Origin of the sequence: Pseudomonas sp. H26/SER47-MNA-CIBAN-0231 (assembly GCF_040310465.1) — a bacterium.
GTDB lineage: Bacteria > Pseudomonadota > Gammaproteobacteria > Pseudomonadales > Pseudomonadaceae > Aquipseudomonas > Aquipseudomonas atacamensis.
In genome coordinates this window covers 1-13715 of sequence record NZ_JBEOPW010000002.1, presented here as the reverse complement: position 1 = coordinate 13715, position 13715 = coordinate 1, and the positions used below count along the sequence as shown (strand labels likewise).

10 protein-coding genes are annotated in these 13715 nt (G+C 58.3%); 1 reads left to right on the top strand and 9 read right to left on the bottom strand.

The window, feature by feature from the left end; translation table 11 throughout:
- Positions 1-204: 204 nt before the first annotated feature.
- The 9 genes from sucD to sdhC form a co-directional block, all read right to left on the bottom strand.
- Positions 205-1089: a succinate--CoA ligase subunit alpha gene (sucD, locus tag AAEZ10_RS02905; RefSeq protein WP_016773680.1), complete on the bottom strand. Its 885-nt coding sequence runs from the start codon at positions 1087-1089 to the stop codon at positions 205-207.
- A complete protein-coding gene (gene sucC, locus AAEZ10_RS02900; RefSeq protein WP_016773679.1) occupies positions 1089-2255 on the bottom strand; it encodes an ADP-forming succinate--CoA ligase subunit beta in 1167 nt (388 codons plus the stop codon). Before sucC ends, sucD begins: the two co-directional genes overlap by 1 nt.
- Positions 2256-2437: 182 nt before the next feature.
- Entirely contained in the window at positions 2438-3874 is a 1437-nt protein-coding gene (gene lpdA, locus AAEZ10_RS02895) for a dihydrolipoyl dehydrogenase (RefSeq protein WP_016773678.1), read from the bottom strand.
- A 108-nt stretch (positions 3875-3982) separates the two neighbouring features.
- Complete coding sequence (gene odhB, locus AAEZ10_RS02890; RefSeq protein ID WP_024012151.1) at positions 3983-5209, bottom strand: 2-oxoglutarate dehydrogenase complex dihydrolipoyllysine-residue succinyltransferase; 1227 nt, start codon at positions 5207-5209, stop codon at positions 3983-3985.
- A gap of 44 nt (positions 5210-5253) precedes the next feature.
- Positions 5254-8085: a 2-oxoglutarate dehydrogenase E1 component gene (locus AAEZ10_RS02885; protein ID WP_041479560.1), complete on the bottom strand. Its 2832-nt coding sequence runs from the start codon at positions 8083-8085 to the stop codon at positions 5254-5256.
- A gap of 251 nt (positions 8086-8336) precedes the next feature.
- Complete coding sequence (locus AAEZ10_RS02880; RefSeq protein ID WP_016773675.1) at positions 8337-9041, bottom strand: succinate dehydrogenase iron-sulfur subunit; 705 nt, start codon at positions 9039-9041, stop codon at positions 8337-8339.
- A gap of 11 nt (positions 9042-9052) precedes the next feature.
- On the bottom strand, positions 9053-10825 hold the full coding sequence (sdhA, locus tag AAEZ10_RS02875; protein ID WP_024012149.1) for a succinate dehydrogenase flavoprotein subunit: 1773 nt from the start codon (positions 10823-10825) through the stop codon (positions 9053-9055).
- Between the two features lie 3 nt (positions 10826-10828).
- The gene (gene sdhD, locus AAEZ10_RS02870) at positions 10829-11197 is read right to left on the bottom strand and encodes a succinate dehydrogenase, hydrophobic membrane anchor protein (protein WP_008049683.1); all 369 of its coding nucleotides are present in this window, start codon (positions 11195-11197) and stop codon (positions 10829-10831) included.
- A complete protein-coding gene (gene sdhC, locus AAEZ10_RS02865; RefSeq protein ID WP_016773673.1) occupies positions 11191-11565 on the bottom strand; it encodes a succinate dehydrogenase, cytochrome b556 subunit in 375 nt (124 codons plus the stop codon). Before sdhC ends, sdhD begins: the two co-directional genes overlap by 7 nt.
- Positions 11566-11928: 363 nt before the next feature.
- On the opposite strand from sdhC, the gene gltA reads away from it, so the two are divergent.
- A complete protein-coding gene (gltA, locus tag AAEZ10_RS02860; RefSeq protein ID WP_003222994.1) occupies positions 11929-13218 on the top strand; it encodes a citrate synthase in 1290 nt (429 codons plus the stop codon).
- Positions 13219-13715: the final 497 nt, after the last annotated feature.

Here is a 13715-nt window from a genome sequence, read left to right as displayed (position 1 = left end):
ATCCCCGTTGGACTGCGCAGCAGTCCCAAAGAATCCGAGCTGGAACTGCCTGACTGATCATGGTCGCTTGCATGGGGGCCGCTTCGCAGCCCAGCGGGGATAAATCCCCTCGCCAAAACAGCGCTCAAAATTCTCATAAGCCAGAAACGACAAAGGCCACCCGAAGGTGGCCTTTGTTGCTGGAGCTAAAAAGTCAGCCGAAGCTTACTTCTTCACTTCCCAGCCAGTCAGCTCGGCCAGGGCCTTGCCGATGTCTGCCAGCGAACGCACGGTTTTAACGCCTGCGTCTTGCAGCGCAGCGAATTTCTCGTCTGCAGTGCCTTTGCCGCCAGAGATGATTGCGCCAGCATGGCCCATGCGCTTGCCCGGAGGAGCAGTCACACCAGCGATGTAGGAAACAACCGGCTTGGTCACGTTAGCCTTGATGTAGGCAGCCGCTTCTTCTTCAGCCGAACCGCCGATCTCGCCGATCATCACGATCGCCTCGGTCTTCGGGTCTTCCTGGAACAGCTTCAGGATGTCGATGAAGTTCGAACCCGGGATCGGGTCACCGCCGATGCCGACGCAAGTCGACTGACCGAAACCGGCGTCAGTGGTCTGCTTCACAGCTTCGTAGGTCAGGGTGCCGGAACGCGAAACGATACCGACCTTGCCTGGCAAGTGAATGTGACCTGGCATAATGCCGATCTTGCATTCGCCTGGGGTGATCACGCCTGGGCAGTTAGGGCCGATCAGGACTACGCCCAGCTCGTCGCACTTAACTTTGGCGTCCAGCATGTCCAGGGTAGGAATGCCTTCGGTGATGCAGACGATCAGCTTGATGCCGCCGAATGCCGCTTCCAGGATCGAGTCCTTGCAAAACGGAGCCGGAACGTAGATCACGCTGGCGGTAGCGCCAGTGGCAGCTACTGCGTCTTTTACGGTGTTGAACACTGGCAGACCCAGGTGCTCGGTGCCGCCCTTGCCTGGAGTTACGCCACCAACCATCTTGGTGCCGTATTCGATGGCTTGCTGGGTGTGGAAACTACCTTGCGAACCGGTAATACCCTGGCAGATAACTTTGGTGTCTTTATTGATCAGGACGCTCATTATTTGCCCTCCGCAGCTTTGACAACTTGTTGAGCAGCGTCGGTCAGGCTGGTAGCAGCGATGATGTTCAAACCGCTTTCTGCCAGTACTTTAGCGCCCAGCTCAGCGTTGTTGCCTTCAAGGCGAACAACAACCGGGATTTTCACGCCGACTTCTTTCACAGCGCCGATGATGCCTTCGGCAATCATGTCGCAGCGAACGATGCCGCCGAAGATGTTGACCAGTACTGCCGCGACGTTCTGGTCGGACAGGATGATCTTGAACGCTTCAGTAACGCGTTCCTTGGTAGCGCCACCACCTACGTCGAGGAAGTTGGCTGGCTTGCCGCCATGCAGGTTGACGATGTCCATGGTACCCATGGCCAGACCGGCACCGTTGACCATGCAGCCGATGTTGCCTTCCAGGGCTACGTAGTTCAGTTCGAACTTGGCAGCGTGCGCTTCGCGCGGATCGTCCTGCGACGGATCGTGGAAAGCCTTCAGCTTAGGCTGACGGTACATGGCGTTGGCGTCGATGTTGATCTTCGCGTCGAGGCAGTGCAGATCGCCGTCAGCCTTGATCACCAGCGGGTTCACTTCCAGCAGAGCCAGGTCGTGGTCTTTGAACAGCTTGGCCAGACCTACGAAGATCTTGGCGAACTGAGTGACCTGCTTGCCTTCCAGACCCAGCTGGAATGCCAGCTCGCGACCCTGGGATGGCTGAGCGCCAACCAGTGGATCGATAGTGGCCTTGAGAATTTTTTCTGGAGTGTCGTGAGCGATTTTCTCGATGTCCACGCCACCTTCTGTGGAAGCCATGAACACGATGCGACGGCTCGAACGGTCAACGACAGCGCCCAGGTACAGCTCTTTAGCGATATCAGTGCACGATTCAACCAGGATCTTGGTGACTGGCTGGCCATTGGCGTCAGTCTGGTAAGTCACCAGACGCTTGCCCAGCCACTGCTGTGCGAAGGCTTTGGCGTCTTCTTTGCTGCGAACCAGCTTTACGCCGCCCGCTTTACCGCGACCACCGGCGTGAACCTGGGCTTTGACGACCCACTCGTTGCCGCCGATCTTGTCGCAAGCTTCTGCTGCTGCTTCCGGGGTGTCTACTGCGTAACCAGTGGAAACTGGCAGGCCGTATTCAGCGAACAGCTGCTTACCCTGATACTCGTGAAGATTCATGCTTTTTACCGTCTTCGTTAGGTACTGCGCATTCGGCGCTGCGCTCGTTTGAGTGCCGCGCCACCTGTGACTGCTGCTTGCGTAGCTGGGCTACGCAAGACTGCGTCCGGCGGACATTCCGCGGTGAGTCTTGCTCGCAAGGCTCACGACGGGCCGTTGCCGCCGTGGTTTCTTATTATGTCTTAACGCTTCTTGCGGTTGGCAATGTGAATGGCGCCGCCATTCACTGCCAGAGCAGCTTCGTGCAAGGCTTCGGACAGGGTCGGATGGGAGAAAACCATCATGCCCAGGTCTTCAGCGCTGGTGCCGAATTCCATACCGATCGCGCCCTGCTGAACCAGTTCTGCAGCGCTCGGGCCAATCACGTGCACGCCCAATACGCGGTCGGTCTTGGCATCGGCGATGACCTTGACGAAACCACCGGTATCGTTGGCAGCCATGGCACGGCCGGAAGCGGCGAACGGGAAGGTGCCGACGTTGACTTCAACGCCTTCGGCCTTCAGCGCCTGCTCGGTTTTGCCAACCCACGCGATTTCCGGGTGAGTATAAATAACCGAAGGGATCAAATCATAGTTCATCTGAGCCTTGTGGCCCTTGATGCGCTCGACAACCATGATGCCTTCTTCCGAAGCCTTGTGGGCCAGCATCATGCCGCGAACCACGTCACCGATGGCGAAGACGCCCGGTACAGCTGTGACGCAATGGTCATCGACCGCGATGAAACCGCGCTCGTCGATTTCCACGCCACAGTCGGCAGACAGCAGATCAGTGGTCACCGGACGGCGACCAACGGCTACGATCAGCTTGTCGAAAGTGATGGTCTGTTCGCCGTTGGCATCGGTGTAGTTGACGACGACTTCTTCGCCGTTGACTTTCGAACCGGTAACGCGAGCGCCCAGCTTGATGTCCAGACCCTGTTTGGTCAGGGTTTTCAGCGCTTCCTTGGAAACAGCGGTGTCCGCTGCCATCAGGAAAGTGTCCAGTGCTTCGAGAACAGTCACTTCTGCACCCAGACGCGACCATACCGAACCCAGCTCCAGACCGATCACGCCAGCGCCGATCACGCCCAGACGTTTAGGTACGGACTGGAACTCCAGAGCGCCAGTCGAATCGACGATGACTTTCTGGTCAACCGGAGCCGGTGGAATGTCGATCGGACGCGAACCTGGCGCGAGGATGACGTTTTCCGCTTCGATGACTTCAACCGAACCGTCCGGCTTGGTGACTTCGACTTTCTTGCCGGCCAGCAGCTTGCCGTGGCCCTGGATCGAAGTAACGCCGTTGGCCTTGAACAGGGTGGCAACGCCGCCGGTCAGGTTCTTGACGATGCCAGCCTTGCGGCCAACCATCGCAGCGACGTCCATTTTGACTTCGCCGGTCGAGATACCGTGAACGTTGAAGCTCTCTTTGGCTTCCTTGTATTTCCACGAGCTGTCGAGCAGCGCCTTGGAAGGAATGCAACCCACGTTCAGGCAGGTACCGCCCAGGGCTTGCTTGCCCTCTGCGTCGGTGTACTTCTCGATGCAGGCAGTGGTCAGGCCCAACTGAGCAGCCTTGATGGCCGCTACATAGCCACCAGGGCCGGCACCGATCACTACTACGTCAAATTTCTGCGACATTCAAAAAATCCTCTTTAGCAATAAAGCTACAAGCCGCAAGCTTCAAGCTGCAAGCCCACCCGCTCGCCTTGAGCTTGAGGCTTGTAGCTGAAAGCTTGCAGCTGCTTTTTAGATATCCAGCAACAGACGAGCCGGATCTTCCAGCAGGTTCTTGATGGTCACCAGGAAGGTCACAGCTTCTTTGCCATCGATCAGGCGGTGATCGTAGGACAGAGCCAGGTACATCATCGGACGGATCACGACCTGACCGTTGATGGCCATCGGACGCTGGATGATGTTGTGCATGCCCAGAATCGCTGCCTGCGGCGGGTTGACGATCGGTGTCGACATCATCGAACCGAAGGTACCACCGTTGGTGATGGTGAAGGTACCACCGGTCATCTCGTCCATCGACAGTTTGCCGTCACGGGCTTTCTTGCCAAATGTTGCGATGCCGCCTTCGATTTCAGCCAGGCTCATCAGCTCGGCGTTACGCAGAACCGGTACCACCAGGCCACGGTCGCTGGAAACGGCAACGCCGATGTCTGCGTAGCCGTGATAAACGATGTCGCCGCCGTCGATCGACGCGTTGACAGCCGGGAAGCGTTTCAGTGCTTCGGTGGCCGCTTTCACGAAGAACGACATGAAGCCCAGGCGTACGCCGTTGTGGGACTTCTCGAACAGGTCCTTGTACTTCGAACGCAGAGCCATGACTTCGGTCATGTCGACTTCGTTGAACGTGGTCAGCATCGCCATGTTCGACTGGGCTTCAACCAGACGCTTGGCCACGGTGGCACGTACGCGAGTCATCGGTACGCGCTTCTCGATGCGGTCGCCGGCAGCGAACACAGGCGCAGCAGCCGAAGGAGCAGCAGCCTTGGCAGGTGCGGCAGCCGGAGCGGCTTTCTTGGCAGCAACCGCTGCTACCACGTCTTCCTTGGTCACACGACCGCCCTTGCCGGTGCCGGCAACGGAAGCGATGTTGATGCCGTTTTCTTCAGCCAGCTTGCGCGCGGCAGGAGCGGCGATCGGGTCATCTTCGCCATCGGCAGCAGCTGGTGCGGCAGCGGCAGTAGCGGCCGGAGCAGCAGCGGCGGCAGGAGCGGCAGCAGCAGCGCCGCCCTCTTCGATCGAGCCCAGGACCTGGTTCGACAGAACGGTAGCGCCCTCTTCGGCAACGATTGCGCCCAGCACGCCGTCAGCTTCAGCCAACACTTCGAGCACGACTTTGTCGGTTTCGATATCGACGATCAGGTCGTCACGCTTGACGGCCTCACCTGGTTTCTTGTGCCAGGTGGCAACGGTGCCATCGGCAACCGATTCCGGGAATGACGGGGCTTTGATTTCGATAGCCATTATCTGTGGGTCCTTAAAATTCGGTTTCAGTCAGCGCGAAGGCGTTAAACAGTGAAAGCATCTTGCAGCAGTTTTTCCTGCTGCTCGGCGTGCATCGATGCGTAACCACAAGCTGGCGCAGCCGAAGCCTCACGGCCCGCGTACTCGAGTACGAGAGTCTTGTCGAGGTTGGCGATGCTGCGACGCAAGTGATGCTGGCTGCAGTACCAGGCACCCTGGTTCATCGGCTCTTCCTGACACCAAACGGCGTGTTTGACGTTGGTGTATGGAGCCAGGACTTCTTTCAAGTCGTCCTCAGGGAACGGATACAGCTGCTCGATACGCACGATGGCGATATCTTCGCGGCCTTCGGCACGGCGTTTTTCCAGCAGGTCGTAGTAGACCTTGCCGCTGCACAGAACCACGCGCTCGACCTTTTTCGGGTCCAGTGCGTCGATTTCCGGGATCACGGTCTGGAACGAACCTTCGGCCAGATCTTCCAGCGTCGAGATGGCCAGCTTGTGGCGCAGCAGCGACTTCGGCGTCAGCACGACCAGCGGCTTGCGCAGCGGACGAATCACCTGACGACGCAGCAAGTGGTAGATCTGCGCTGGCGTGGTCGGCATGCACACCTGAATGTTGTGCTCGGCGCACAGCTGCAGGTAACGCTCAAGACGTGCCGAGCTGTGCTCAGGGCCCTGGCCTTCGTAACCGTGTGGCAGCAGCATGGTCAGACCGCAGAGACGGCCCCACTTGTGCTCGCCGCTGGTGATGAACTGGTCGATCACGACCTGAGCACCGTTGGCGAAGTCGCCGAACTGGGCTTCCCAGATCACCAGCGCGTTTGGCGTGGTGGTCGAGTAACCGTATTCGAATGCCAGTACCGCTTCTTCCGAGAGGAACGAGTCGTACAGGTCGAAACGTGGCTGACCGTCGTACAGGTTCTGCAGCGGAATGTAGGTGCCCGCGTCTTTCTGGTTGTGCAACACAGCGTGACGGTGCGAGAACGTACCGCGGCCGATGTCCTGACCGGTCATGCGAATCGGGTGACCTTCGAAAGCCAGGGTCGCGTACGCCATGGTTTCGGCGTAACCCCAGTTGATCGGCAGGCCGCCGGCTTGCATCTTCTGACGGTCTTCGTAGATCTTCGCGACCTGACGCTGAACGACGAAGCCTTCCGGAATTTCCAGCAGCTTGGCGGACAGCTCTTGCAGGGTCTTCAGATCGAAACGCGTGTCGTGACGCGCGGTCCAGGCGTGGCCCAGGTACGGACGCCAGTCGACGAACAGTTCTTTGTTCGGCTCTTTGACCAGCGATTTCACCACGTGCAGACCGTTGTCCAGCGCGTTGCGGTATTCGTCGACCTTGGCCTGAACACGTTCAGCGTCGAGCACACCGGCCTGGGTCAGGCGATCAGCGTACAGCTCACGGGTGGTGCGCTGCTTGGTGATCTGCTGATACATCAGTGGCTGGGTGCCGCTTGGCTCGTCGGCCTCGTTGTGGCCGCGACGACGGTAGCAGACCAGATCGATCACCACGTCACGCTTGAACTGCATGCGGTAGTCGATGGCCAGTTGGGTCACGAACAGCACGGCTTCCGGATCATCACCATTCACATGGAGGATCGGCGCCTGGATCATCTTGGCAACGTCGGTGGCGTACTCGGTGGAACGCGAGTCCAGCGGGTTGCTGATGGTGAAACCAACCTGGTTGTTGATCACGATGTGCACGGTACCGCCGGTCTTGAAACCGCGGGTCTGCGACATCTGGAAGGTTTCCATGACCACGCCCTGACCGGCGAATGCCGCGTCACCGTGGATGGAGATCGGCAGAACTTTCTCACCGGTCAGGTCGTTGCGACGGTCCTGACGGGCGCGCACCGAACCTTCGACCACCGGGGAAACGATTTCCAGGTGGGACGGGTTGAACGCCATGGCGAGGTGAACTTCACCGCCGGTGGTCATCACGTTGGACGAGAAGCCCTGGTGGTATTTAACGTCACCGGAACCCAGCTCGACCTTCTTCTTGCCTTCGAACTCGTCGAACAGCTCGCGCGGGTTCTTGCCGAAGGTGTTGACCAGTACGTTCAGACGGCCACGGTGGGCCATGCCGATGACGACTTCCTTGGTGCCGTACGAGCCGGAACGCTGGATCAGTTCGTCGAGCATCGGAATCAGGCTTTCGCCGCCTTCCAGACCGAAACGCTTGGTGCCCGGGTATTTGGTGCCCAGGTATTTTTCCAGGCCTTCACCGGCAGTCACGCGCTCAAGCAGGTGGCTCTTGATGTCGGCGGAATACGTCGGACGACCACGCACGCTTTCCAGACGCTGCTGGAACCACTGGCGCTGCTCGGAATCGGTGATGTGCGTGAATTCAGCGCCGATGGTGCGGCAATATGTCTGCTGCAACGCTTCGTGAATTTCGCGTAGGCTCGCTTCCTCTTTGCCGATGAACAGGTCGCCGGCACGGAAGGTCGTATCAAGATCGGCATTGGTCAAGCCGTAATGATTGATCGACAGGTCTGCAGGTGCAGGACGCTGCCACAGCCCCAGCGGGTCAAGCTGGGCTGCCTGGTGGCCACGCATACGGTAGGCCTGGATCAATCGCAGCACTTCAACTTGCTTCTTCTCGTGCTCACTGCTCACGCTGCCGGCGGAAACCGGTTGGGCGCGGCGCTGGTTCTTTGCCAGCAGCACGAAATGATCGCGAATCGTCGAGTGCGAAACATCAGTGGCAGAGTTGCCGTCGGCTGGCAACTTCTGAAAGTAGGTGCGCCACTCTTCTGGCACAGCGTTAGGGTCGTGCAGGTAGAGCTCATAAAGCTCTTCCACATAGGCAGCGTTTCCACCTGAAAGGTAGGCGCTGTTCCACATGCGCTGCATCACGCTTTCTTGCATGCTTGGTCACCCTCGGTTAGGGGAACACCATCGGTGTCGACACCGAGCAAACTTGCAGAAGTCCGAATGCAGCGACTAAAACAAGCCACCTAGGATCACACTGATAGTCCGGGTACCAGCCCGGATGCCCCTGCTTGTCTCATTTCTTCAAAAGAAGAGCTGCAGCTTATGGCTACGGCTCTGGTTATAGCCATGACGCGGGTTGAAGCCCGCGCCACAGCCTCTACGGTGCAACGGTTACAGCAGCTGAATCACACGCCGCTCGAAAGCAGCATGTTACGGATGTGACCGATGGCCTTAGTCGGGTTCAGGCCTTTCGGACATACGTTGACGCAGTTCATGATGCCCCGGCAGCGGAAAACGCTGAACGGGTCGTCAAGTGAAGCCAGACGCTCGCTGGTCTTGGTGTCGCGACTGTCTGCCAGGAAGCGGTAGGCTTGCAGCAGCGCAGCAGGACCCAGGAACTTGTCCGGGTTCCACCAGAAGGACGGGCAAGAGGTCGAGCAGCAGGCGCACAGGATGCACTCGTACAGACCGTCGAGCTTTTCGCGCTCTTCTGGCGACTGCAGACGCTCGATGGCCGGAGCCGGCGTGTCGTTCTGCAGGTAAGGCTTCACCTTCTCGTATTGCTTGTAGAAGATGCTCATATCGACGACCAGGTCACGGATAACCGGCAAACCTGGCAGCGGACGAACGATCAGTTTGTTGCCTTTTACAACGGCAGACAGCGGCGTAATGCAGGCCAGACCGTTCTTGCCGTTGATGTTCATGCCGTCGGAGCCGCAGACGCCTTCACGGCAGGAGCGACGATAGGAGAAACCTTCGTCCTGCTCTTTGATCAGGGCCAGCACGTCCAGCACCATCAGGTCTTTACCACCGGTATCGACCTGGAAATCCTGCATGAACGGCGCAGCGTCCTGATCAGGGTTGTAGCGATAAACACTGACTTGCAACATGGCGGTCACCCTTAATAAGTCCGGACTTTAGGTTCGAAAGTCGGAACAGTCTTCGGCGAGAAGTTCACGGCACGCTTGGTGACGCGCTTGTCACCCGGGAAGTACAGGGTGTGGCACAGCCAGTTTTCGTCATCACGGTCTTCGAAGTCTTCACGGGCGTGAGCGCCGCGGGACTCTTTACGTACTTCGGCCGCGATGGCGGTAGCTTCAGCCACTTCCAGCAGGTTCTGCAGTTCCAGCGCTTCGATACGTGCAGTGTTGAACGCTTGCGACTTGTCGTTGATCTTCACGTTGGCGATACGCTTGCGCAGATCGGCCAGCTGAGCGATGCCCTTCTGCATGTATTCGCCGGTACGGAATACACCGAAGTAGTTCTGCATGCAGCTTTGCAGCTCGCGACGCAGGGTGGCAACGTCTTCACCGTCGGTACGGTTGTTCAGCGCGTTCAGACGCGACAGTGCAGCTTCGATGTCGGACTCGGTAGCGTCGTCGTATTCGATGCCATCGGTCAACGCCTTTTCCAGGTGCAGGCCGGCAGCGCGACCGAAGACCACCAGGTCGAGCAGCGAGTTGCCGCCCAGACGGTTCGCACCGTGTACCGATACGCAAGCCACTTCGCCTACCGCGAACAGGCCAGGAATGATCTGGTCCTGACCTTCGGCGTTCTGGGTGATCGCCTGGCCATGAATGTTGGTGGCAACGCCGCCCATCATGTAGTGGCAGGTCGGCACAACCGGAACCGGAGCAACGACCGGGTCAACGTGGGCGAAAGTCTTCGACAGTTCGCAGATGCCTGGCAGACGGCTGTGCAGCACTTCCTCGCCCAGGTGGTCGAGTTTGAGCATTACGTGGTCGCCATTCGGACCGCAACCGTTGCCGGCGATGATTTCCTTGACCATCGAACGGGCAACCACGTCACGACCTGCAAGGTCTTTCGCGTTCGGAGCATAACGCTCCATGAAACGCTCGCCGTGCTTGTTGATCAGGTAACCACCTTCACCACGGCAACCTTCGGTAACCAGTACACCGGCGCCGGCGATGCCGGTCGGGTGGAACTGCCACATTTCGATGTCTTGTACCGGCACGCCAGCACGCAGAGCCATGCCGACGCCGTCACCGGTGTTGATCAGGGCGTTGGTGGTGGACGCGTAGATACGGCCTGCACCGCCAGTGGCCAGGACGGTGGCCTTGGCACGGATGTAGGAGGTTTCGCCGGTTTCGATGCAGATCGCGATCACACCAACGAATTCGCCTTCCTGGTTTTTCACCAGATCAACAGCGTAGTACTCGTTGAGGAACGTGGTACCGGCTTTCAGGTTGCCCTGATAAAGCGTGTGCAGCAGCGCGTGACCGGTACGGTCGGATGCAGCGCAAGTACGTGCAGCCTGACCGCCCTTGCCGTAGTCCTTGGACTGGCCACCGAACGGACGCTGGTAGATGCGGCCTTGCTCGGTACGCGAGAACGGCAGACCCATGTGGTCCAGCTCGAAAACAGCGGCCGGGCCTTCCTGACACATGTATTCGATAGCGTCCTGGTCACCGATATAGTCGGAACCCTTGACGGTATCGTACATGTGCCAGCGCCAGTCATCGTTCGGGTCGGCCGAAGCGATGGCGCACGTGATGCCGCCCTGCGCGGACACAGTGTGCGAACGGGTCGGGAAAACCTTGGTGATCACCGCAGTCTTGTGGCCGCCCTGTGCCAGCTGCAGCGCAGCGCGCATGCCGGCACCGCCACCACCAATAATGATGGCGTCGAAAGAAATCGTTGGAATGTTAGCCATGAATCAGATACCCCAGAGAATCTGCACACCCCAGACGAAGTAAGCGAACATCGCAACGCCGCATACCGCCTGGAAAAGGAAACGTATCGCCGTTGCGGACTTGCCGAACGCCATTGGCGTCAGGTAGTCGGTCGCGATGGTCCACATGCCGACCCAGGCGTGAGCGCCCAGAGCAACAAGGGCCAGCAGGCTGAAAATACGCATTCCGTTGTGAGCGAACAGTTCATGCCACTGGGCATACTCGAGGCCAGGGTTGGCGACGATGTATCCGATCAGAAAGATGAAGTAAGCCGCGAGAACGACCGCAGACACACGCTGTGCCATCCAGTCATAGAGGCCCGAACGCGACAGGTTAGTGACGTTAGTTACCATATCCAGACTCCTGCCAGAACGATTACCACCACGGAAACGGCGATAACGATTTTCGAGCCCAGTTTGCCGCCTTCCAGCGTCTCACCGATGCCCATGTCCATGATCAAGTGGCGCACACCGGCTACCAGGTGATACAGCAGAGCGGACAGGATGCCCCAAATCACTAGCTTGGCTAGCGGACTGGTCAGACACGCTTTCACCTGACCGAAGCCTTCCTCGGAGCTCAGCGACTTGTCCAATGCGTAAAGCATGATGGCAAGGCACACGAAGAGGATGACACCGGAGATACGGTGAAGAATGGACGTGTAAGCAGTGACTGGGAGTTTGATGGTCCTTAGGTCTAGGTTTACAGGTCGTTGGCTTTTCACGGCTTTTTTTTCACACTGAAGAGCCCCTAACAATCAGGGCAAAGTTGTTGGGGAGTGCACTGGTCAGGTAACCACCACCCAGGGATGCGACCCCCAATGAAAGCAAGCCCAAAAGCCCTTGGCGGTCGGTGGCCGAGTATAGACAGTTAGGCTACTAATGACAACGCGTTCACCTACCCCCAATAGCGGATTGCACAAGTTGCATAAAAGGCGTAAATGGCAGGCAATTTCGAGGAAAAAGTCGGCTTAAAGCCTTCTGGAGCAAGACTTTAGGCAAATTGACATTCGAATTTATCTCACTATAGTGGTGCGGGCCCTGCGTGGGGGGTCTGTCTGATGGTTCAAGCATAAATAGGAGGCCACATGGCTGACAAAAAAGCGCAGTTGATCATCGAGGGCGCAGCCCCCGTCGAGCTGCCCATTTTAACCGGCACCGTTGGTCCCGATGTAATCGATGTTCGGGGCCTGACGGCCACGGGCCGCTTCACTTTCGACCCGGGTTTCATGTCGACCGCTTCGTGCGAATCGAAAATTACCTATATCGACGGCGACAACGGCATTTTGTTGCACCGCGGCTACCCGATCGAACAGCTGGCTGAAAAGTCGGACTACCTGGAAACCTGCTACCTGCTGCTCAACGGCGAATTGCCGACCGCAGAACAGAAGGCCCAGTTCGTCAGCACCGTGAAGAACCACACCATGGTTCACGAGCAACTGAAAACCTTCTTCAACGGTTTCCGTCGCGACGCCCACCCGATGGCCGTCATGTGCGGTGTAGTCGGCGCCCTCTCGGCCTTCTACCACGACTCCCTGGACATCAATAACCCGCAGCATCGCGAAATTTCCGCGATCCGTCTGGTTGCGAAGATGCCGACCCTGGCAGCGATGGTTTACAAGTATTCCATGGGCCAACCCATGATGTACCCGCGCAACGATCTGACTTACGCGGAAAACTTCCTGCACATGATGTTCAACACCCCGTGCGAGATCAAACCGATCAGCCCGGTACTCGCCAAGGCCATGGACCGGATCTTCATCCTCCACGCCGACCACGAGCAGAACGCTTCGACCTCCACCGTGCGTCTGGCCGGCTCTTCGGGTGCCAACCCGTTCGCCTGCATCGCCGCCGGTATCGCCGCACTGTGGGGTCCTGCCCACGGCGGTGCGAACGAAGCCGTGCTGACCATGCTCGACGAGATTGGCGATGTGTCGAACATCGACAAGTTCATCGCCAAGGCCAAGGACAAGAACGATCCGTTCAAGTTGATGGGCTTCGGTCACCGCGTCTACAAGAACCGCGACCCTCGCGCGACTGTCATGAAGCAGACCTGCGACGAAGTGCTGAAGGAACTGGGCATCAACAACGATCCGCAACTCGAACTGGCCATGCGCCTGGAAGAGATCGCGTTGACCGACCCGTACTTCATCGAGCGCTCGCTGTACCCGAACGTCGACTTCTATTCGGGGATCATCCTCAAGGCGATCGGCATTCCAACCAGCATGTTCACGGTGATTTTCGCCCTGGCGCGTACTGTGGGCTGGATTTCGCACTGGAAAGAAATGCTTTCGAGCCCGTACAAGATTGGCCGTCCGCGCCAGCTGTACACCGGTTACGAGTCGCGTGACATCACCAAGCTGGAAGATCGCAAATAAGGTTTTTCTTTTTTTTGTGATGGTTTAGTGGTGTGTCAGGAACGGCCTCTTATATAGAGGCCGTTTTTGTTTGTGGTCTCAGCGGCCTTCGGGCCGACTGGTTCTTGGATTCTGGGGGCATATCCGTTGCTGCGGGTGCTGCCGCTGGCGGTTTCGCTCTTACAGCGAGTCACCTTTTTCAGACGCCAAAAAGGTAACCCAAAAGGCTTTGCCCCGGCGTACGGCCCGCTCGCTGGGGCTCGGGGTACCTTCGTTACGGGACCGATCCGGGCGCAGCGGCTCCGGTCGGCTTCGCTGCACCTACACTCGCTGTGTACGACTGCGTCGTACGGTCGCTGCGCTCCCACACCCGGATCGATCCCGTAACGAAGCCTGCCGAAAGGGCAAAAGATCAAAAGCAAAAGCCAAAGCCAGATCAAGAGCCCCTCACCCTAGCCCTCTCCCGGAGGGAGAGGGGACTGACCGAGGTGTTCAGGCGAAATACGCCGACTTGCGAT